Here is a 22,205-nt window from a genome sequence, read left to right as displayed (position 1 = left end):
TTCTCGTAGAACGAGGTATGTGTCATGCACGCGTCCCGCCTGAGCAGACGTGCCGTTCTCGCCGGGACCGCGGCCGCCGCCGCGCTCACCGGCCTTCCGTCCCTCGCGGGGCGGGCGTCCGCCGCGGAGCCCGTTGCCGCCGCCGGCCAGGCGTACCGCTGGCGCACCGCCGTCATGGGTGGCACCGGCTTCATCACCGGTGTTCTCTTTCACCCTTCCGTCCGCGGCCTCGCCTACGCCCGTACCGACATCGGTGGCGCCTACCGCTGGGACGACCGCACCGCGAACTGGGTCCCGCTGACCGATCACCTCGGCTGGGACGACTGGAACCTCCTCGGCGTCGAGGCGATGGCCGTCGACCCCGCCCACCCCGACCGCGTCTACCTCGCCCTCGGCACCTACGCCCAGTCCTGGGCGACCAACGGTGCCGTCCTGCGCTCCGACGACCGCGGCGCCAGCTGGGCCCGGACCGACCTCACCGTGAAGCTCGGCGGCAATGAGGACGGCCGGGGTGCGGGTGAGCGGCTGCTCGTCGATCCGCGGGACAGCAACACGCTGTGGCTGGGCACCCGGCACGACGGGCTGCTCAAGTCGACCGACCGGGGCGCCACTTGGGCAGCCGTGACCGGATTCCCGGGTTCCGCGAGCGCCACCGGCCAGGGCGTCACCCTCCTCGTCGCCGCCGGGCGCACCCTCTACGCCGGCTGGGGCGACGGTGACGGCACGTCGGGTACCAAGAACCTGTACCGGACCAGCAACGGCACGACCTGGGAAGCCGTCCCCGGCCAGCCCTCCGGCACCGCCGCCAAGGTCCCGATCCGCGCCGCCTACGACCGGGGCACCAGCCACCTGTACGTGACGTACGCCAACGCACCGGGCCCCAACGGCCAGTCCGACGGCAGCGTGCACAAGCTGTGCACCCTCAACGGCAAGTGGACCGAGGTCACGCCCGTGAAGCCCGGCGGCACCACGGCCGACGGGTCGGCCGACACCTTCGGGTACGGCGGCGTCGCCGTCGACGCACGCCGCCCCGGCACGCTCGTCGTCTCCACCAACAACCGCTGGGCGGCCGTCGACACGGTGTTCCGCAGCACCGACGGCGGCCGCACCTGGACGTCCCTGAAGGACACGGCCGTCCTCGATGTCTCCGAGACCCCCTACCTCAAGTGGGGCCAGGACAAGCCGAAGTTCGGCTGGTGGATCCAGGCCCTCGCCCTCGACCCGTACGACTCCCGGCACATCGTCTACGGCACCGGCGCCACTCTCTACGGCACCCGGGACCTGAAGAACTGGGCCCCGCAGATCCGCGGCCTGGAGGAGACGTCCGTGCGCCAGCTGATCTCGCCCCCGGTCGGGGAGGCGCATCTGATCAGCGGCAACGGGGACATCGGCGTGATGTACCACGAGTCGCTCACCGCATCGCCCTCGCGCGGCATGGCGTCGAACCCCGTGTTCGGGTCGGCGACGGGGCTCGCCCAGGCCGCGGCCAAGCCGGCGTACGTCGTCCGGGCCGGCTGGGGCGACAACGGCAACGGCGCCTACTCGGGCGACGGCGGGCAGACCTGGGCGCCCTTCAAGGCCCAGCCCACTATCGCCAAGGACGCACCCGGGCCGATCGCCACCAACGCCGACGGCAGCGTGCTGCTCTGGGCCTTCGTGCACTGGGACGGCACGAAGTACCCCGCCCACCGCTCCGCGGACAACGGTGCCACCTGGTCCGAGATCTCCTCCTTCCCGAAGGGCGCCACGCCGGTCGCCGACCCGGCCGACCCGACGCTCTTCTACGCGTACGACACCGACACAGGAACGCTACTGGCCAGCACTGACAGTGGCCGTACCTTCACGGCCCGTGCGACCGGGTTGCCCTCCGGGGAAAGCCAGTTCGAGCTGGTCGCGGCGCCCGGGCGCTCCGGTGACCTGTGGCTGAGCACGAAGGGGAACGGCCTCTACCGGTCCACCGACGGCGGCGGGGCCTTCACCAAGGTCGACAGCTGCTGGGCCTCGCACACCCTCGGCTTCGGCAAGGCCGCCGACGGCGCCGACTACCCGGCGATCTACATGGTCGGCTCCACCGAGACGATCACCGCCATCCACCGCTCGGACGACGAGGCGAAGACCTGGGTGCGGATCAACGACGACCAGCACCAGTGGGGCTGGACCGGCGAGACGATCACCGGCGACCCGCGCGTCCACGGCCGCGTCTACGTCGCCACCAACGGGCGCGGTGTCCAGTACGGGGACCTGGTGTGATGCCGGAGTCACAGCGGCCGACGCTCGCCGACGCCACCCGCGGCCGCCTCCTCTTCGGCGGCGACTACAACCCCGAGCAGTGGCCCGAGGAGACCTGGCACGAGGATTTCCGGCTGATGAAGGAGGCCGGGGTCAACTCGGTCACCCTCGGCGTCTTCTCCTGGGCGAAGCTCGAACCCCGGCCGGGGGCACGGAACTTCGGCTGGCTGGACCGGCTGATGGACCTCATGCACGAGAGCGGCATCGGCGTCGTCCTCGCCACTCCGACCTCCTCGCCCCCGCCCTGGATGGGGCGGCTGCACCCCGAGACGCTCCCGCGCGACGAGGACGGCCGTACCGAGTGGTGGGGCGGCCGGCAGCACTTCTCGCACTCCAGCGCCACCTACCGGCGCTACGCCGCCGCCATTACCGAGGACCTCGCCGCCCGCTACGGCAGCCACCCGGCCCTGCGGATGTGGCACATCAACAACGAGTACTGCACCTACGACTGGGGCGACGAGGCCGAGGCCGCCTTCCGTCGCTGGCTCCAGGAGAAGTACGGCACGCTCCACGCCCTCAACGAGGCCTGGGGGACCGCCTTCTGGAGTCAGGGCTACGGCGACTGGGACGAGGTCCTGCCGCCGCGCCGGGCGCACTACATGAAGAATCCGACCCAGGTCCTGGACTTCAAGCGGTTCACGTCCGACGCGCTGCTGGAGTGCTACCTGGCCGAGCGCGACATCGTCGCCCGGCACACCCCGCACATCCCGGTGACGACCAACTTCATGCCGTTCTGGCAGGGGCAGGACGCGTGGGTCTGGGCCGAGCGGGAGGACGTCGTCTCCGTCGACATCTATCCGGATCCGCGTGATCCGTTCGGCGGGCAGTACGGGGCGCTGGTCCATGACATGACGCGCTCGCAGGCCCGCGGCGGCCCCTGGACGGTCATGGAGCAGGCCGCCGGGCCGGTCAACTGGCGCGGGGTCAATCACCCCAAGCCGGCCGGCCTGGGCCGCCTCTGGTCCCTCCAGGCCGTGGCCCGCGGCGCCGACGCCGTCTGCTACTTCCAGTGGCGGCAGTCCCGGCAGGGCGCGGAGAAGTTCCACTCCGGCATGGTCAGCCACGCCGGGGAGCACGGCCGTACCTTCCAGGAGGTCAGGCGGATCGGCGCCGAACTCGCCCTGCTCAGCGAGAAGGTGGCGGACACCCGGGTCGCGGCCGCCGAGGTCGCCGTACTCCTCGACTGGAACGCCTGGTGGGCGAGCCAGCAGGAGGGGCGGCCGTCCTCCGAGGTCGACTACCCGCAGGTCGTCCGCGCCTGGCATCGCGCCCTCTGGGAGGCGCACACCGTCGCGGACTTCGCTCACCCCGAGCACGACCTGTCCGCGTACAAGCTGGTCGTCGTCCCGCAGCTGTACCTGGTGACGGACACGGCCATCGACCGCCTCGTCGCCTACGTCGAGGGCGGCGGCACCCTCGTCGCCGGCTTCCAGACCGGCGTCGCCGACGAGGACGACCGGGTGCGGGCGGGCGGTATGGACGCCCGTCTTCGCGATCTCTTCGGCATCCGCGTCCTGCACGAGTGGTGGCCGCTCGACGCGGGCGAGAAGGCCGACGTCGAGGGCTTCCACGGCACCCTGTGGTCCGAGGAGATCGAGGCGGCGGACGACGTGGACGCCGTGATCCCCTACAAGGGCGGCGAGCTGGACGGGCTCCCCGCGGTCCTGCGCAAGGGCCGCGCCTGGTACGTCTCCACCCTTCCCGAGCCGCACACCCTGCGCACCCTGCTCGCCGACATCGCCGCCGGCGCGGGCGTACGGCCGACCCTCACCGGGCTCCCGGCCGGGGTGGAGGCGGTCCGCCGGGGCGGGCTGCTGTTCCTGCTCAACCACGGGCGCGACGGCGTCACGGTGCCCGTGCCCGGCCGCCACCGCGACCTGCTGACCGGCACGGATGTCACCGACGCGGTGGAGCTGGGCCGATACGGGGTGGCCGTACTGGAGGCCGCCTCATGAGCGGACCCGTACACGGCACCTGGGAGCCCGCCCCCGCCGCCCGCTGGGAGGACGCCTACCTGAGCGGGAACGGCCGACACGGCGTCATGGTGTGCGGAGATCCGAACGCCGACCGGGTCATCGTCAACCACCACACCCTGGTCCGCCCCAACGGCAGCGAACACGCCCGTCCACCCGCCCTCGCCGCCGAACTCCCGCAGCTCCAGGACCGGTTGCTCGCCGGAGACGTCACGGCGGCCGAGCGCTTCACCGACGGGCGGGAGCTGCAGTGGGTGCAGCCCTTCCATCCCGCCTTCCAGATACGGCTGCGCCGTGCGGTCGCCGAAGAGCGCGAGGACTACCGTCGCGAGGTCGACTTCGCCACCGGCGTCTGCACAGCCATACGGGGCGGCTGGCGGAGCCAGGTCTTCGTCTCGCGCGCCGACGACGTCATCGTCCAGTACGTCACCGAGCCCGGCCTCACCACCGACGTGACCCTGGACCCTCAACTGCCTGGCGCCCCCTACAACTTGGCGGTCGGACACAGCGCCATCCTCACCCCCGACGGCGCACTCCTCACCCTCCGCGTCCGCTACCCCGGCAGCGACCGCGCGTACACAGGTGTCACGCTCGCCCTGGTCACCGGCGGCAGTACCCGCACCTCCCTGCCCGGCATGCGCATCGAGGGCGCCCGCTCGCTGCTCCTCCTCACCCGGGTCCAGCGCCACACCGGTGAGCTGGACGCCCTCGCCGAGGCGCGAGCGCTGCGTGCCCTGCTCCCCGACGGCGACGAGGACCCGTACGACCGCCTCCTGGCCCGCCACACCGACCTGCACCGCCCGGCCTACCTCCGCGCAGGCCTCGACCTCGGCGCCGACGACGCCGAACGTGCGCTCCCCGGATCGGAGCTGGTCAGCCATCCCAAGAGCCCCGCCCTTCTGGAACGCCTCTTCGCAGCCGGCCGCTACCACCTCCTCTCCGCCGCCGGAATGCTGCCGCCCCGGCTCACCGGCCTGTGGACCGGCGACTGGAACACGGCCTGGTCGGGCGCGTTCACCACCGACGCCAACGTCAACCTCCAGACCGCATCGGCAGCGGCGGCCGCGCTCCCGGAGGTCACGGAGGCCCACGCCGCCCTCATCCACGGCCAGTTGGACCACTGGCGCGACAACGCCCGCACGATCTTCGGCACCCGCGGCGTCGTCGCCCCCGCCCACACCGACGGCGAGTCCGGGCACATCTACCACTTCAACCGCGAATACCCCCTGCACCTGTGGACCGCCGGCGCCGACTGGCTCCTCAAGCCCCTCGTCGACCACGACGACACACGCGGCGACCGCGACCCCCGCACCGCCGCCGTCCTCGCCGAAGTCGCCCTGTTCTACGAGGACTTCCTCACCCGGACCGACAACGACGGCTACCTGGTCGTCGTCCCCTCCTACTCACCCGAGAACCGCCCGGCGAACGCGAGCTGGGGCACTCTCAACGCCGCGATGGACCTCTCGGCGGCCCGGCATGCGCTGCTCACGGCCGCCGAGTACCACCCGGACACCCCGGAGGCCGACAGCTGGCGCGCCCTCGCCGACCGCCTCCCGCAGCACCGGATCAACGCTGACGGCGCCCTCGCCGAATGGGCCTGGCCCGGCCTGGAGGACACCTACGACCACCGCCACCTCAGCCACCTCTACGGCGTCTGGCCGCTCGACGAGATCACCCCGTACGACACCCCCGGCCTCGCCGCGGCCGCCCACCGCGCCCTCGAACTGCGCGGCGCCGAGAACGACTCCGCGCACGGCCACCTCCACCACGCCCTCATCGCCGCCCGCCTCAGGGACGGCGACCGGGTCGCCCACGCCTTCGACCAGGTGCTGGGCGGCGACTTCTTCCACGCCTCCCTGATGAGCGCCCACTACCCGAACCGCCACGTCTACAACGCGGATGCCGCACACACCCTGCCCGCCGTACTGATCGAGATGCTCGTGCAGTCGACCCCGCACCGACTGGTCCTGCTGCCGGCCCTTCCCCCCACCTTCCGGGAGGGCCGGCTCCGGGGCGTACGCACACGGTTCGGCGCCGAGGTCGACCTGACCTGGACGCCCGAGGGAGCCACGGCCGTCCTGAAGCCGTCGCGCTCCCTCCGTATCGAACTCCGGACTTCCTCCGGCGACGCGCAATCGCTCGACCTCGTCGCCGGAGAAGACCACGTCCTCACGTCGGGGACGTGGTAACTCCCCCCGCATTTCCCCCCACCCATGGAAGGGACACCATGGCAAAGAACGCACTTCGCAAGATCACCATGGCCGTGCTGGCCCCGGCGATGGCCATCGGCGCCACCGTCGGTCTCGCCTCCGCCCCCGCCTCGGCCGCGGTCTGGAACTCCTGCGACCAGTGGGGCAACACGAGCCTGAACGGCTACACGCTCTACAACAACATCTGGGGCTCCGGCGCCGGCAGCCAGTGCATATGGGCCAACTCCGGCACCAACTGGGGTGTCTGGGCCAACCACCCCAACACCGGCGGCATCAAGTCCTACCCCAACTCCAAGAAGGTGATCAACAAGACGATCGCCTCCCTCGGCTCGCTCACCAGCAACTACAACGTGACCGTCCCGTCGTCGGGCGCGTACAACACGTCGTACGACATCTGGGACACCGACTACGACTACGAGATCATGCTGTGGGTCAACTACAACGGAGCCGTCGGCCCGCTCGGCACCTCGCAGGGCAACGTCACGCTCGGCGGCCACACCTGGACCGTCTACAAGGGCACCAACGGCGTGAACGAGGTCTTCTCGTTCCTGCGGACGTCCGACTCCTCCTCCGGCACCGTGAACATCAAGCCGATCCTCAGCTGGATCGCGGGCAAGGGCTGGATGTCCAGCAACGAGACGATCGGTGACGTCCAGTTCGGCTACGAGATCACCTCGTCGTCCGGCGGTCTGGACTTCACCACCAACAACCTGACGGTCAGCAGCAGCTGACGCGTCATCGGGGCCGGGGTCGGTCCGCGTCCGTTCTCAGGCGCGGTCGACCTCGGCCCGCAGTGCGTTGTAGTCGGCGAAGGCGGACTCCACGGCGTCGCGGGTCAGGCCGTAGCGGGCCAGGTCGTAGCGGTGCGGGCGGCTGCCCTTCGGGCGGGCGACGGCCCCAGGGAGCCGGGCGGCGTCGGCGTCGGTCCAGCGCGCGCCGACCGCATCGTAGAGCTTGGGCGCGCCCGTGGCCGGCTCGGCGGCGAGCCAGGCGTACGGGGCGTCGACCAGGGCGTGGGGCGGGATGGCGGCGCGGGCCGCGAGGCCGCGGGTCATGGCGTGGCTCAGCAGGCCGAGCCAGAGGGCGCCGATGCGGTGCAGGTCGAGGGGGCGGGTGCTGACGGCCATGCCGTGCTCGATGAGGCTGCAGAAGGAGGCCACGACGGTCACCGGGTCGCGGTGGCACCACACGATCGTGGCGTCCGGGAACACCGTGCGCAGCGCGTCGAGATTGCCCAGGTGCATGGGGGACTTGAGGATCCAGCGGCGGCGCGGACGGCCGTACTGCAGGACCTGGAACACCTGCTTGAGATACCGGTAGTCGTCGACGAAGTCCCGCTCGCGGTACCACGCCTCGTACTCGGGCATCAGCGCCTGCGACAGCGGCATCAGGGCGTGCGGCAGCGCGAAGGTGCACTCCTCCGGGCCCTCGGCGGCCATCGCGTGGATGTCGCGGAAGCGCGGCGCGAACAGATTGGTGCCCTGGACCAGACGACGCCCCGCCGTGACGGCCTTACGACGCTGTCGAGGCGGCAACTCCAGGTCGGGCGTGAGCAGTTCCCACAGCAGCGGGCCTCGGTGCTCGGCGGAGAGCGACAGGACGGCGTGCGTGACCGTGGTCGCGGTGCGCGGCAGGCCCACGACGAACACCGGCTTCTCGATCGGCTCGCGCTCGATCCCGGGATGCTCGGCGATCAACCGCCGCACGCGGGCCCGGTTGGTGAGGTGCCGGCGCACGAAGACCTGAGCGGACTGCCAGCCGACCGGGGTCAGGTTCTCGGCCTTCGCCCACCAGCCCAGCAGCGAACGGAAGTCGTCGACGAACTGCCGGTCTCCCGGCGTCTCCCCGGCCTCCACCGCGATCCGGTCGAAGATCCGCTGGTGCCCATGACGGGAGCCGAGAGTCGGACGCAGCAGCACATTGGCCAGGGTGAGGGCTATCGGAGACGAGGACACGCGGCGACTCTATCCCGCCGAACTTGCTTGTGGGGCAAGGAAGTTCGGCGCGCATCAGGGCAAGAGAGCTGAATGGGCGATCGAGGGGGTGACCGGAAGACCTCCACCCCCCGGCCACCCCCCACCGACACGGCTACTCCGCTACAGGCAGCCGTGCCCCGTCCCGCAAGAACAGCGGGATGCGGTCCAGCGGGGCGTCGACCGTCACGGTCGTACCGCCCTCGTACGTCTCCCCGGTCCACGCGTCCGTCCAGGCCGCGCCCGCCGGGAGATACGTCGTGCGGGCCGTCGCGCCCGCCGTCAGCACCGGGGCGACCAGCAGGTCGCGGCCGAACAGGTAGGCGTCGTCGACCGACCAGGCCGCCTGGTCCTCGGGGAACTCCAGGAACAGCGGGCGCATCACCGGCAGGCCCTCCTCATGGGCCTCGCGCATGACCTCGAGGACATACGGCTTCAGGCGCTCGCGCAGCCGCAGGTACTGCTCCAGGATCGCGCCGGCCTCCTCGCCGTACGACCACACCTCGTTCGGGCCGCCGGTCATCTGCGGGCCGAGCGGCATGCCCGGGTCGCGGAAGCCGTGCAGGCGCATCAGCGGGGACAGCGCGCCGAACTGGAACCAGCGGACCATCACCTCGCGGTACGCCGGGTCGTCCGGGTCGCCGCCGTGGAAGCCGCCGATGTCGGTGTTCCACCAGGGGATGCCGGACAGCGCGGTGTTGAGGCCGGCGGCGATCTGGCGGCGCAGGGTCGGGAAGTCGGTGCCGATGTCGCCGGACCACAGGGCGGCGCCGTAGCGCTGGCTGCCCGCCCACGCCGAGCGGTTGAGGGTGATGATCTCGTCCTCGCCGGTCGCGCGCAGGCCCTCGTAGAAGGTGCGGGCGTTCTCGGCCGGGTAGATGTTGCCGACCTCCAGGCCCGGGCCCGTCCAGTAGCGCAGGTTCTCCTGGAAGCCCGGCTTCAGCTCCGGCTCGCAGGCGTCCAGCCAGAAGGCCGTGATGCCGTACCGGTCGAGGTAGTTCTGCTTGACCTTGGACCACACGAACTCCCGGGCGTCCGGGTTGGTGGCGTCGTAGAAGGCCACCTGGACCGTCGACGCCACCTCCTTGTCGGGCCAGTCGGCGTGCGCCATCGGGCCGTACTGGGTGCCGATGAAGTAACCGCGCTGCTCCATGACCGGGTGGTTCTCGGAGAGGGGGGAGACCGACGGCCAGACGGACACGACGAGTTTGATGCCGAGCTCGTCCAGCTCGCGCACCATCGCCGCCGGGTCCGGCCACTCCTTCGGGTCGAACTTCCACTCGCCCAGGTGGGTCCAGTGGAAGAAGTCGCAGACGATGACGTCGATGGGCAGGCCGCGGCGCTTGTACTCCCGCGCCACCGCCATGAGCTCGTCCTGGGTGCGGTAGCGCAGCTTGCACTGCCAGAAACCCGCCGCCCACTCGGGCAGCATCGGCGTACGGCCCGTCACCGCGCTGTAGCGGCGCTGGCCGTCGGCCGGGGTGCCCGCGGTGATCCAGTAGTCGATCTGGCGGGCGGAGTCGGCCACCCACCGGGTGCCGTTGTGCGCGAGCTCCACGCGGCCGATCGCCGGGTTGTTCCACAGCAGGGTGTAGCCGCGGCTGGAGGACAGAACCGGGATGCCGACCTCGGCGTTGCGCTGGACCAGGTCCAGCACCAGGCCCTTCTGGTCGAACCGGCCGTGCTGGTGCTGGCCGAGGCCGTACAGCTTCTCGTCGTCGTACGCGGCGAAGCGCTGCTCCAGCCGGTGGTAGCCGTTGCCCACGGCGGTGTAGAGCCGCGAGCCCGGCCACCAGAAGTGGGCGCGCTCCTCGGCGAGCACCTCCGTGCCGTCCTCGGTGCGCAGGAAGCGGATCAGGCCCTCGGCGTCGACCTCGACGGTCAGCGCGCCGACGGTCAGCACCCCCAGCCCGTCCTCGATCTTGACGGTCGACTCGGTCGCCGGGGCGGCCTCGACCAGCGCGCCGGGCAGCCCGTCGAGAACCGGACCGCCGAGCCGGGCACGCACCCGGACCGCGTCCGGCCCCCACGGCTCGACGCGCAGGGTCTCCTGACGGCCGCTCCACTCCAGCGCACCGTCCCGCTCACGGAACGTGCCGACGGTCGGGGACGACTGCGCGAGGCTGACCGTGCCTGGCTGGGGCTGGTTTTCGGCAGACTGATTCACGTTTGGCGCTCCTGAAGAGGGCGGCGAGTGCAGACATGGGGGTGCCCTGGAAGGACACGGTGATGGAACGAGGATCAGTTGGTGTTGGCCGGCGCCGGGCCCGTGCTCGCCCGCTGCGTCAACTCGGGTGCGATCAGCACGACTTCGTTGCTGCCGCGCCCGTCGAGCTTGGCCACCAGTTGCTCCACGGCATGTCGGCCCATCTCCTGCGCGGGGATGGAGACGGACGTCAGCCGCACCGAGGCCTGGGTGGCGACCTGGTCGGGGCAGATGCCGACCACCGACACGTCCTCCGGCACGGCACGGCCCTGCTGGCGCAGCAGGGCGAGCAGCGGCTCGACCGCCGACTCGTTCTGCACGACGAACCCCGTGGTGCTCGGGCGCTCGTCGAGGATCCGGGCGAGGGTGACGGCCATCGCGTCGTACCCGCCCTCGCAGGGCCGGTGCAGCAGCCGCATCCCCAGCTCCTGGGAACGCAGCCGCAGTCCGTCCAGCGTGCGCTCGGCGAAACCGGTGTGCCGCTCGTAGACAGCCGGGGCCTCGCCTATGACAGCGATGTCGCGGTGACCCAGCATCGCCAGATGCTCCACGCACAGCGCGCCGGTCGCCTTGAAGTCGAGGTCGACGCAGGTCAGCCCGGAGGTGTCGGCGGGCAGCCCGATCAGCACGGACGGCTGGTCGGTGCCGCGCAGCAGCGGCAGCCGCTCGTCGTCCAGCTGGACGTCCATGAGGATCATCGCGTCGGCCAGCCCGCTGCCGGTGACGCGGCGCACGGCGTCGGGGCCCTCCTCGCCGGTCAGCAGCAGCACGTCGTATCCGTGCGTACGGGCCGTGGTGGCCACCGCGATGGCGATCTCCATCATCACCGGCACATACATGTCGGTGCGCAGCGGGATCATCAGCGCGATGATGTTCGACTTGCTGCTGGCCAGGGCGCGGGCGCCCGCGTTCGGGTGGTAGCCCAGCTCGCGGATGCTCTGCTCGACCCGCTGCCGGGTGGCCCCGGAGATGGACCGCTTGCCGCTGAGGACATAGCTCACCGTGCTCGCCGAGACTCCGGCGTGCTGGGCGACCTCGGCGAGGGTGACCATCCAGCTCTCCAAGCTTTGTGAAGCGCTTCGACAATGCGCGGTGTGAACAGAGGCAGGTGTGAGGGTGCTTCGACAGTAGCTCCACCGCGAGTGGGTGTCCATAGGTTGTCGAAGCGCTTCGACTGTGAGTTTCCCGGCAACGTCGACGCGGGCCTCGGCAGGGGCGCGGATCCTGTCCGGCGCATGCCCGGGGCGGCATTCCGGGGTTCGTGGCCTCCTCCCTACCATGGCCGGCCGTGGGGGGCCATGCAGCGGGGGGACCTCTGGACCGTCCCCCATGCAGCACCGCCGCCCAGTGCCCCCGGCGTTCGCCGGGGGCTCGGCAAGTACTACGTCACCGTCCTGGCCGTGAACGGAAGGGCGCGTCGGCCCCGCTGCGCACACCTCGTCGCGCTCCTGCGAGGGCGACATCGGCTGGAAGGTCCACTCCTTCGTCCGTCGCACCAACACCACCAAGGCCACCCTCGACCTCGACGACTTCACCCAGGCACTCGTACGGCGCAACCTGCTCGGCCACGACAAGTACGTCTCCGGCATCGAGTCCGGCACCGAGGTCTTCAAGGGCACGGGCCGACTGGACACCGAGGCGTACTCCGTCAACATCGGCTGAACGGCTGCGCGCGGGGTGGTGGCCCCGCCCGGAATCGGGTACATACGATCGGGTAGCACCCGTCGGTAACCAAACGGCCCAAGATCCCGATTCGCGGCGAGGTGAGCCTCATGTCCGCAGCACCCTCGAAACCCACTGTCAGTGAGCGTGAGGCCCGCCAGGTGGCAGAGGCGGCCCGGCAACAGGAATGGCGCAAGCCCAGCTTCGCCAAGGAACTGTTCCTCGGCCGCTTCCGCCTCGACCTCATCCACCCCCACCCCATGCCCACCGACGAGGCCGCCCAGCGCGGCGAGGAGTTCCTCGCCAAACTGCGCGACTTCGTCGAGACGAAGGTCGACGGCGCCCTCATCGAACGCGAGGCCCGCATCCCCGACGACGTGATCGACGGGCTCAAGGAACTCGGCGCCTTCGGCATGAAGATCGACACCAAGTACGGCGGGCTCGGCCTCGGCCAGGTCTACTACAACAAGGCCCTCACCCTGGCCGGCTCGGCGTCCCCGGCGATCGGCGTGCTGCTGTCCGCTCATCAGTCGATCGGCGTACCGCAGCCGCTCAAGCTCTTCGGCACCCCGGAGCAGAAGGAGCGGTTCCTTCCACGCTGCGCCCGCACCGACATCAGCGCCTTCCTGCTGACCGAGCCCGACGTGGGCTCCGACCCGGCCCGCCTCGCCACCTCCGCCGTGCCGGACGGGGACGACTACGTCCTCGACGGGGTCAAGCTGTGGACGACCAACGGCGTAGTCGCCGACCTCCTCGTCGTCATGGCCCGCGTGCCCAAGTCGGAGGGCCACAAGGGCGGCATCACGGCCTTCGTCGTGGAGACCAACTCGCCCGGCATCACCGTCGAGAACCGCAACGCCTTCATGGGCCTGCGCGGCATCGAGAACGGCGTCACCCGCTTCCACCAGGTCCGCGTCCCCGCCGCCCACCGCATCGGCCCCGAGGGCGCCGGCCTGAAGATCGCACTCACGACGCTGAACACCGGGCGGCTGTCCCTGCCCGCGTCCTGCGTCGCCGCCGGCAAGTGGTGCCTGAAGATCGCCCGCGAGTGGTCGGCGGCGCGTGAGCAGTGGGGCAAGCCGCTCGCCGCACACGAGGCCGTCGGCTCGAAGATCTCCTTCATCGCGGCCACCACCTTCGCCCTGGAGGCCGTTACCGACCTCGCCTCGCAGATGGCCGACGAGGACCGCAACGACATCCGCATCGAAGGCGCCCTCGCCAAGCTCTACGCCTCCGAGATGGCCTGGCTCATCGCCGACGAACTCGTCCAGATCCGCGGCGGCCGCGGCTTCGAGACGGCCGACTCGCTCCGGGCCCGCGGCGAGCGCGCCGTCCCCGCCGAACAGGTCCTGCGCGACCTGCGCATCAACCGCATCTTCGAGGGCTCGACGGAGATCATGCACCTCCTCATCGCCCGCGAGGCCGTCGACGCCCACCTGTCGGTCGCCGGCGACCTCATCGACCCCGACAAGTCCCTCCAGGACAAGGCGAAGGCGGGCGCGAACGCCGGTGTCTTCTACGCCAAGTGGCTCCCGAAGCTGGTCGCCGGCCAGGGCCAACTGCCGTACTCGTACGGCGAGTTCAAACACGGCGTCGACCTCTCCGCGCACTTGCGCTACGTCGAACGCACGTCGCGCAAGCTCGCCCGCTCCACCTTCTACGGCATGTCCCGCTGGCAGGGCCGCATGGAGACCAAGCAGGGCTTCCTCGGCCGCGTCGTCGATATCGGCGCCGAGCTGTTCGCCATGAGCGCGGCCTGTGTCCGCGCCGAGCACCTGCGCGGCCAGGGCGAGCACGGCCGCGAGGCCTACCAGCTCGCCGACGCCTTCTGCCACCAGTCCCGCCTGCGGATCGAGGAGCTCTTCGGCCGGCTGTGGTCCAACACCGACGACCTCGACCGCAAGGTGGTCAAGGGCGTGATGTCGGGCACGTACGAGTGGCTCGAGCAGGGCATCGTCGACCCGTCGGACGACGGCGCCCCGTGGATCGCCGACGCGACCCCGGGCCCGAGCGAACGGGAGAACGTGCACCGCCCGATCAGGTGACCCGCGGTGAGGGGTCACCGCCCGCCAGTCACAGCCTGCGGCGACCCCTCACCATCCTGTTACCCGCCCGATGGGGACGCCCTGTCCTTCCCGACAGCCGTTACGGCCACAATGGGGGGATGAGCGACAGTCCAGCCCCCCGAGGGCGCGGGGCGGAAGCCCCGTCTGCCCTGCGACGCCATGCACGCACTCTCGCCGCACCGGGCGCTGACCCAAGTACATCCAGTACGTGGGCCAACGCCCGGCACGGCGAGAGCACGCACCTACTGGCGACATCAGCCGCTCCGCGGCGGGCGCAGGACCCACCCTCCGGGCGGACGACGGGGCTTCCGCCCCGCGCCCTCGCCGATCCACATCTGGTCTACGACCCCGTAGCGGGCGACGGCCCCAAGGACGTGGTGATCCTCGGCTCCACCGGCTCGATCGGCACCCAGGCCATCGACCTCGTGCTGCGCAACCCCGACCGGTTCCGGGTCACCGCCCTGTCCGCCAACGGCGGCCGGGTCGCCCTCCTCGCCGAACAGGCGTACCGGCTGAGGGCGCGGACCGTCGCGGTCGCCCGCGAGGACGTCGTACCGGCACTGCGGGAAGCTCTGACGGCCCAGTACGGCACGGGGGAGCCGCTCCCCGAGATTCTCGCCGGCCCGGAGGCGGCCACGCAGGTCGCCGCCTCCGACTGCCACACCGTCCTGAACGGCATCACCGGCTCCATCGGCCTCGCCCCCACCCTCGCCGCCCTGGAGGCGGGCCGCACCCTCGCGCTCGCCAACAAGGAGTCCCTCATCGTCGGCGGCCCGCTGGTCAAGGCGCTCGCCAAACCCGGGCAGATCATCCCGGTCGACTCCGAGCACGCCGCCCTGTTCCAGGCGCTGGCGTCCGGCACGCGCGCGGACGTACGCAAGCTCGTCGTCACGGCGTCCGGCGGCCCCTTCCGCGGCCGCACGAAGGCCGAGCTGGCGAACGTGACGGTCGAGGACGCCCTCGCGCATCCCACCTGGGCCATGGGCCCGGTCATCACGATCAACTCCGCGACCCTCGTCAACAAGGGCCTGGAGGTCATCGAGGCGCACCTGCTCTACGACATTTCCTTCGACCGCATTGAGGTGGTCGTGCATCCCCAGTCGTATGTTCACTCGATGGTTGAGTTCACGGACGGATCCACGATCGCCCAGGCGACGCCCCCCGACATGCGCGGCCCGATCGCCATCGGCCTCGGCTGGCCGGAGCGCGTCCCCGACGCGGCGCCCACCTTCGACTGGAGCAAGGCGTCGACCTGGGAGTTCTTCCCGCTCGACAACGACGCGTTCCCGTCGGTCAACCTGGCGCGGCACGTGGGCGAGCTCGCGGGCACGGCACCCGCGGTGTTCAATGCGGCCAACGAGGAGTGCGTGGAGTCCTTCCGGTCCGGCGCACTGCCGTTCAACGGGATCATGGAGACCGTGACGAGGGTGGTGGAGGAGCACGGCACCCCGCAGACGGGAACTTCACTCACCGTCGCGGACGTCCTCGAAGCGGAGACCTGGGCCCGCAGGCGGGCACAGGAACTGGCGGCACACACGGCGGAGGCCCGTGCATGACGACCCTGATGTTCATCCTCGGCATAGTGCTGTTCGCGGTCGGGCTGCTCTTCTCGATCGCCTGGCACGAGCTGGGCCACCTGTCCACGGCCAAGCTGTTCGGCATCCGTGTGCCGCAGTACATGGTCGGCTTCGGCCCGACCATCTGGTCACGGAACAAGGGCGAGACCGAGTACGGCATCAAGGCGATCCCGTTCGGTGGCTACATCCGCATGATCGGCATGTTCCCGCCCGGCCCCGACGGCAGACTGGAAGCCCGCTCCACCTCGCCCTGGCGCGGCATGATCGAGGACGCCCGCGCACAGTCCTACGAGGAGCTGCGCCCCGGCGACGAGGCCCGCCTGTTCTACACGCGCAAGCCGTGGAAGCGCGTGATCGTGATGTTCGCGGGCCCCTTCATGAACCTCGTCCTCGCGGTGGCCCTGTTCCTCACCGTGCTGATGGGCTTCGGCATCCAGCAGCAGACCACCACCGTCAGCTCGGTCTCCAAGTGCGTCATCGCGCAGACCGAGAAGCGCGAGGACTGCAAGGCGTCCGACGCCGAGTCCCCGGCCGCGGCCGCGGGCATGAAGGCCGGCGACAAGATCGTCTCCTTCGACGGCGTACGGACCGAGGACTGGAACACCCTCTCCGACCTGATCCGCGAGAGCGCCGGCGAGAACGTCCCGATCGTCGTCGACCGCAAGGGCGAGGAACTGACCCTGCACGCGAAGATCGCCACCAACTGGGTCGTGAAGAAGGACGCCGGCGGGTCGTACGTCAAGGACGACTACGTCCAGGCCGGCTTCCTCGGCTTCAGCGCCGCCACCGGCGTCGTCAAGCAGGACTTCGGCGACTCGGTGACCTGGATGACCGACCGGGTCGGCGACGCCGTCGACTCCCTCGTCGCCCTGCCCTCCAAGATCCCCGCCCTGTGGGACGCGGCCTTCGGCGACGGCCCGCGCGAACCGGACTCCCCGATGGGCATCGTGGGCGCGGCAAGGGTGAGCGGCGAGATCGCGACGCTGGACATCCCGGCCTCGCAACAGCTGGCCACCTTCGTCTTCCTCCTGGCCGGCTTCAACCTCTCCCTGTTCCTGTTCAACATGCTCCCGCTGCTGCCGCTCGACGGCGGCCATATCGCGGGCGCCCTGTGGGAGTCGCTGCGCCGCAACACGGCGAAGGTGCTGCGCCGCCCGGACCCGGGCCCGTTCGATGTGGCGAAGCTGATGCCGGTGGCGTACGTGGTCGCCGGAATCTTCATCTGCTTCACGCTGCTGGTGCTGGTCGCGGACGTCGTTAACCCGGTCAGAATCTCCTAGTCATACGGCGTTCGAGGCGGCCCGGGATCCTATGTCCCGGGCCGCCTTCCATTGAGTGGGTTTACGGGGCGATGGGGGTCCCCCCGCCGAGTGCATTCGAGGTGGGGGAGTGCTGGCGTGAGGCCCCGTACCGTAATCTCGAAGCCTGGAGCCCGCCGCTGACGGGACCGGACCTTGATCCACGACTTGGGGTTGCACAGCAGATGACTGCGATTTCTCTCGGCATGCCGTCCGTTCCGACCAGGGTTGCCGAGCGCCGGCAGAGCCGGCAGATCCAGGTCGGCTCCGTGGCGGTAGGCGGAGACGCCCCGGTGTCCGTGCAGTCGATGACCACGACCCGTACGTCCGACATCGGCGCCACCCTCCAGCAGATCGCCGAGCTCACGGCCTCCGGCTGCCAGATCGTGCGCGTGGCCTGCCCGACCCAGGACGACGCCGACGCCCTCGCGACCATCGCCCGCAAGTCCCAGATCCCCGTCATCGCGGACATCCACTTCCAGCCGAAGTACGTCTTCGCCGCGATCGAGGCCGGTTGCGCCGCGGTCCGCGTGAACCCTGGCAACATCAAGCAGTTCGACGACAAGGTCAAGGAGATCGCGCGGGCCGCCAAGGACCACGGCACCCCGATCCGCATCGGCGTCAACGCCGGCTCCCTGGACCGGCGCCTCCTCCAGAAGTACGGCAAGGCGACGCCCGAGGCCCTCGTCGAATCGGCGCTCTGGGAGGCGTCCCTCTTCGAGGAGCACGACTTCCGGGACATCAAGATCTCGGTCAAGCACAACGACCCGGTCATCATGATCGAGGCGTACAAGCAGCTGGCCGCTCAGTGCGACTACCCGCTCCACCTCGGCGTCACCGAGGCGGGCCCCGCCTTCCAGGGCACGATCAAGTCGGCGGTGGCCTTCGGAGCCCTCCTCTCCCAGGGCATCGGCGACACGATCCGCGTGTCCCTGTCGGCTCCCCCCGCCGAAGAAGTGAAGGTCGGCATCCAGATCCTGGAGTCCCTGAACCTCAAGCAGCGCGGCCTGGAAATCGTCTCCTGCCCGTCCTGCGGCCGCGCCCAGGTCGACGTCTACAAGCTGGCCGAGGAGGTCACGGCCGGCCTGACCGGCATGGAGGTCCCCCTCCGCGTCGCCGTCATGGGCTGCGTGGTGAACGGCCCCGGCGAGGCCCGCGAGGCCGACCTCGGCGTCGCCTCCGGCAACGGCAAGGGCCAGATCTTCGTGAAGGGCGAGGTCATCAAGACCGTCCCCGAGTCCAAGATCGTCGAGACCCTCATCGAGGAGGCCATGAAGCTGGCCGAACAGATGGAGGCGGACGGCGTGGAGTCGGGCGAGCCGTCGGTGGCGGTGGCGGGCTGAAGCCGGACGGGCTGGTGGGGGGCCGCAGGCCCCCAAGGGGCGCGGGGCTGTATCGATATGCGGCTCTGCCGCGTGGGCGCGACCAGCCCCCACTACCCGCAGCCGCCAACCCTCCCAGCGGCCCGAGCTCCTAGGCGCCCGGCCCAGCGGCGCAGCCAGAGGGCGGCGTGGCCCAGCTTCCGCAGGTACAGTGCGGGGATCAGCAGAACCCCAGCGTGAGGCCCCGTACGTGTTGACCCAGACCACCTCACGGGTGCTCGAACCGAGCGACCTGGACGCAGCGCTCGCCGTACTCGACCGCGAGCCGGTCGCGAACGCCTTCGTGACGTCCCGCGTCCAGATCGCCGGCCTCGACCCCTGGCGCCTCGGCGGCGAGATGTGGGGCTGGTACGAGGGCGGCATGCTGACGTCCCTGTGCTACGCGGGCGCCAACCTCGTCCCGATCTGCGCGGGCCCCCGAGCGGTACGGGCCTTCGCCGACCGCGCCCGGCGCGCGGGCCGCCGCTGCTCCTCCATCGTCGGCCCCGCCGAATCCACCGCCCAGCTGTGGCGCCTGCTGGAACCCAGCTGGGGCCCGGCCCGCGAGGTCCGTCGCCACCAACCCCTCATGGTCACCGACCGCATGCCGACCGACATCACCCCGGATCCGTACGTCCGCCGCATCCGCAAGGACGAGATGGAGACGATCCTGCCGGCGTGCGTGGCGATGTTCACCGAGGAGGTCGGCGTATCGCCGCTGGCGGGCGACGGCGGGCTCCTCTACCAGGCCCGGGTCGCCGAACTCGTCGGCTCCGGCCGCTCCTTCGCCCGCCTCGACCACAACGGCAAGGTCGTCTTCAAGGCCGAGATCGGCGCCGCGACGGACCGCGCCTGCCAGATCCAGGGCGTGTGGGTGGCCCCCGAGTACCGGGGCCAGGGCCTGGCGGCCCCCGGGATGGCGGCGGTACTGCGCTACGCCCTGGCGGACGTGGCCCCGGTGGTGAGCCTGTACGTGAACGACTTCAACACGGCGGCGAGGCGGACGTACCACAGGGTGGGCTTCCAGGAGGTCGGCGCCTTCATGAGTGTCCTGTTCTGAAACCCTCCAGGGGCGCGGGGCCGTTGTCGACATGCGGCTCCGCCGCGTGGGCGCGAGCAACCACAGCTGAGCCGCACCCGGAACACAGCGCGAACCCCCCCTGTAGGCTCCCCACATGCGCCTTCCCGGTCACGCACACCGCCGCCAACCCGACGACATCGTGATCGGCCCCCTGGACCTCTCGGCCCGAGTCGACGAAGCCCTCGCAGTCCAAGCCGTAGCCTTCGGCCTCGGCCCCGACGAGGTAGCCGTACGCCGCCAGATCGTCCTGCGCCACATGACCTACCCGGGAGCAAGGGCCCTCGGCGCAACCGCCGGAGGCAACCTCGTCGGCTTCGTCTACGGCATGCCCAACGACCGCACCCACTGGTGGTCCACCGTCGTGGAGCCCTACCTCCGAGCCCAGGGCTACGACGACTGGCTCGACAACTCCTTCGTCATCACGGAACTCCACGTCCACCCGCGCTACCAGAACCGCGGCGTGGGCCGCTCCCTGATCACCACGATCACGGACGCCGCCACCGAACCCCGCTCGATCCTCTCGGCGATCGACGTCGAAAGCCCGGCCCGCGGCCTCTACCGCTCCCTCGGCTACCAGGACCTCGCCCGCCAGGTCCTCTTCCCCAGCGCCCCGAAGCCGTACGCCGTCATGGGCGCCCCGCTCCCGCTCCGCCGCCGTTAACCGATTTCCACCGTCCCGTACCGCCCGGCTAACCTCCTGCCATAACCCAAACCAGCAGGAGTACGAGAACCATGGCGAACGCACCGGTCCAGCGCATGTCCCAGTTGATGGCGAAGACGCTGCGCGACGACCCGGCGGACGCCGAGGTCCTCAGCCACAAGCTGCTCGTCCGCGCCGGCTACGTCCGCCGCACGGCGGCCGGCATCTGGTCGTGGCTGCCCCTCGGCAAGCGGGTGCTCGCCAATGTGGAGCGCATCGTCCGCGAGGAGATGGACGCGATCGGCGCCCAGGAGGTGCTGCTCCCCGCGCTGCTGCCGCGTGAGCCGTACGACGCGACGGGCCGCTGGGACGAGTACGGCCAGGAGCTGTTCCGGCTCAAGGACCGCAAGGGCGGCGACTACCTGCTCGGCCCGACCCACGAGGAGATCTTCACCCTGTTGGTGAAGGACCAGGCGTCCTCCTACAAGGACCTGCCGGTCATCCTCTACCAGATCCAGCACAAGTACCGCGACGAGGCCCGCCCCCGGGCCGGCATCCTGCGCGGCCGCGAGTTCCTGATGAAGGACTCCTACTCCTTCGACACGGAGGACGAGGGCCTCGCCCAGTCCTACGCCCTGCACCGCGCGGCCTACCAGAAGATCTTCGCGCGCCTCGGCCTCGACTACCGCATCTGCGCCGCCACCGCCGGCGCGATGGGCGGCTCCAAGTCGGAGGAGTTCCTCGCCCCGGCCGGCGCCGGCGAGGACACCTTCGCCGACTGCCCGAACTGCGACTTCGCGGCCAACACCGAGGCGATCTCGTACGAGCTGAAGCCGGTGGACGGCTCCGCCGTCCCGGCCGCCGAGGAGATCCCCACCCCCGACACCCCGACCATCGAGACCCTCGCCGCCCACCTCGGTGTCGAGGCCTCCGCCACCCTCAAGAACCTCCTGGTGAAGGTCGACGGCGAGATCGTCGCCGTCGGTGTCCCCGGCGACCGCGAGGTCGACATGGACAAGGTCGAGGCCCACTTCGCCCCGGCCGCCGTCGAGATGGTCACCGAGGCGGACTTCGCGGGCCGCCCGGACCTGGTCCGCGGCTACGTCGGCCCGCAGGGCCTCGGCGAGAAGGTCAAGTACCTCGCCGACCCGCGCGTGGCCCCCGGCACCTCCTGGATCACCGGCGCCAACAAGGAGGGCGTGCACGCGAAGAACGTCGTCGCGGGCCGTGACTTCGAGGTCGACGCGTACGTCGACGTCGTGGTCGTGCAGGAAGGCGACCCCTGCCCGAACTGCGGCACCGGCCTCAAGCTCGACCGCGCCATCGAGATCGGCCACATCTTCCAGCTGGGCCGCAAGTACGCCGACGCCCTCAAGCTCGACGTCCTCGGCCAGAACGGCAAGCCGGTCCGCGTCACCATGGGCTCCTACGGCGTCGGCGTCTCCCGCGCCGTCGCGGCCCTCGCCGAGCAGACCGCCGACGACAAGGGCCTGTGCTGGCCCGCCGAGGTCGCCCCGGCCGACGTCCACGTCGTCGCCGCCGGCAAGGCCCTGCAGACCGAACTCGCCCTCGACGTCTCCGAGAAGCTGTCCGCGGCCGGCCTGCGCGTCCTGTGCGACGACCGCGCGGGCGTCTCGCCGGGCGTGAAGTTCACCGACTCGGAGCTGATCGGCGTACCGCAGATCCTGGTGGCCGGGCGGCGCGCGGCCGAAGGCGTCGTCGAGCTCAAGGACCGCAGGACCGGTGAGCGCGAGGAGCTCACGGTCGACGAGGCGATCGCCCGCCTCACGGCGTAGTAAGCCGGGCGCCGGGCAGCATCAGGCTGCCCGGCGTTCGCCTTCAAACGGACGGGCGGGAGACGCCTCTGGG

General features: G+C 70.8%; 15 protein-coding genes. 12 read left to right on the top strand and 3 right to left on the bottom strand.

The genetic code is table 11. From position 1 onward, the window contains the following. Positions 1 to 24 precede the first annotated feature (24 nt). The 4 genes from ADL12_RS13725 to ADL12_RS13710 are packed head-to-tail and all read left to right on the top strand — an operon-like array spanning position 25 to position 7,203. Positions 25 to 2,250 (top strand): sialidase family protein, encoded by a 2,226-nt coding sequence (locus tag ADL12_RS13725; protein ID WP_062702036.1) that lies wholly within the window; start codon positions 25 to 27, stop codon positions 2,248 to 2,250. Then, positions 2,250 to 4,244: a beta-galactosidase gene (locus tag ADL12_RS13720; protein ID WP_062702034.1), complete on the top strand. Its 1,995-nt coding sequence runs from the start codon at positions 2,250 to 2,252 to the stop codon at positions 4,242 to 4,244. The genes ADL12_RS13725 and ADL12_RS13720 overlap by 1 nt, the downstream gene beginning before the upstream one ends. Next, positions 4,241 to 6,451: a glycosyl hydrolase family 95 catalytic domain-containing protein gene (locus ADL12_RS13715; protein WP_062702032.1), complete on the top strand. Its 2,211-nt coding sequence runs from the start codon at positions 4,241 to 4,243 to the stop codon at positions 6,449 to 6,451. Before ADL12_RS13720 ends, ADL12_RS13715 begins: the two co-directional genes overlap by 4 nt. A gap of 38 nt (positions 6,452 to 6,489) precedes the next feature. Further along, positions 6,490 to 7,203, top strand: coding sequence for a glycoside hydrolase family 12 protein (locus ADL12_RS13710; RefSeq protein ID WP_062702030.1), 714 nt, complete (start codon positions 6,490 to 6,492; stop codon positions 7,201 to 7,203). Positions 7,204 to 7,239: 36 nt separating this feature from the next. On the opposite strand, the gene ADL12_RS13705 is transcribed toward ADL12_RS13710, so the two are convergent. From ADL12_RS13705 to ADL12_RS13695, 3 genes are all read right to left on the bottom strand, one after another. Continuing rightward, on the bottom strand, positions 7,240 to 8,427 hold the full coding sequence (locus ADL12_RS13705; protein WP_062702028.1) for a sulfotransferase family protein: 1,188 nt from the start codon (positions 8,425 to 8,427) through the stop codon (positions 7,240 to 7,242). Positions 8,428 to 8,560: 133 nt separating this feature from the next. Then, positions 8,561 to 10,612 carry a glycoside hydrolase family 31 protein gene (locus tag ADL12_RS13700; RefSeq protein ID WP_062702027.1) on the bottom strand — a complete coding sequence of 684 codons (2,052 nt, stop codon included), beginning with the start codon at positions 10,610 to 10,612 and terminating at the stop codon, positions 8,561 to 8,563. 74 nt (positions 10,613 to 10,686) lie between these two features. Next, positions 10,687 to 11,703, bottom strand: coding sequence for a LacI family DNA-binding transcriptional regulator (locus ADL12_RS13695; protein WP_062702025.1), 1,017 nt, complete (start codon positions 11,701 to 11,703; stop codon positions 10,687 to 10,689). A 409-nt stretch (positions 11,704 to 12,112) separates the two neighbouring features. Between ADL12_RS13695 and ADL12_RS50305 the strand changes: the two genes are divergently transcribed. The 8 genes from ADL12_RS50305 to ADL12_RS13660 all read left to right on the top strand — a co-directional run bounded on the left by ADL12_RS50305 (position 12,113) and on the right by ADL12_RS13660 (position 22,132). Then, positions 12,113 to 12,313 carry a GH12 family glycosyl hydrolase domain-containing protein gene (locus ADL12_RS50305; RefSeq protein ID WP_244187896.1) on the top strand — a complete coding sequence of 67 codons (201 nt, stop codon included), beginning with the start codon at positions 12,113 to 12,115 and terminating at the stop codon, positions 12,311 to 12,313. Between the two features lie 110 nt (positions 12,314 to 12,423). Beyond that, positions 12,424 to 14,358, top strand: coding sequence for an acyl-CoA dehydrogenase family protein (locus ADL12_RS13690; RefSeq protein WP_062702023.1), 1,935 nt, complete (start codon positions 12,424 to 12,426; stop codon positions 14,356 to 14,358). Positions 14,359 to 14,753: 395 nt separating this feature from the next. Next, on the top strand, positions 14,754 to 15,935 hold the full coding sequence (dxr, locus tag ADL12_RS13685) for a 1-deoxy-D-xylulose-5-phosphate reductoisomerase (RefSeq protein ID WP_244187895.1): 1,182 nt from the start codon (positions 14,754 to 14,756) through the stop codon (positions 15,933 to 15,935). Between the two features lie 8 nt (positions 15,936 to 15,943). Next, positions 15,944 to 17,236, top strand: coding sequence for a M50 family metallopeptidase (locus ADL12_RS13680; protein ID WP_208614536.1), 1,293 nt, complete (start codon positions 15,944 to 15,946; stop codon positions 17,234 to 17,236). Between the two features lie 203 nt (positions 17,237 to 17,439). Beyond that, positions 17,440 to 18,597: a flavodoxin-dependent (E)-4-hydroxy-3-methylbut-2-enyl-diphosphate synthase gene (gene ispG, locus ADL12_RS13675; RefSeq protein ID WP_062702019.1), complete on the top strand. Its 1,158-nt coding sequence runs from the start codon at positions 17,440 to 17,442 to the stop codon at positions 18,595 to 18,597. A gap of 229 nt (positions 18,598 to 18,826) precedes the next feature. Then, positions 18,827 to 19,675, top strand: a complete 849-nt coding sequence (locus ADL12_RS13670; protein WP_062702017.1) for a GNAT family N-acetyltransferase — start codon at positions 18,827 to 18,829, stop codon at positions 19,673 to 19,675. 115 nt (positions 19,676 to 19,790) lie between these two features. Beyond that, positions 19,791 to 20,357 carry a GNAT family N-acetyltransferase gene (locus tag ADL12_RS13665; protein ID WP_062702015.1) on the top strand — a complete coding sequence of 189 codons (567 nt, stop codon included), beginning with the start codon at positions 19,791 to 19,793 and terminating at the stop codon, positions 20,355 to 20,357. A gap of 71 nt (positions 20,358 to 20,428) precedes the next feature. After that, positions 20,429 to 22,132 carry a proline--tRNA ligase gene (locus ADL12_RS13660; RefSeq protein ID WP_062702012.1) on the top strand — a complete coding sequence of 568 codons (1,704 nt, stop codon included), beginning with the start codon at positions 20,429 to 20,431 and terminating at the stop codon, positions 22,130 to 22,132. The last annotated feature ends 73 nt before the right edge of the window (positions 22,133 to 22,205 follow it).

Origin of the sequence: Streptomyces regalis (genome assembly GCF_001509475.1) — a bacterium.
Lineage (GTDB): Bacteria > Actinomycetota > Actinomycetes > Streptomycetales > Streptomycetaceae > Streptomyces > Streptomyces regalis.
This window is presented reverse-complemented; position numbering and strand designations above follow the sequence as displayed.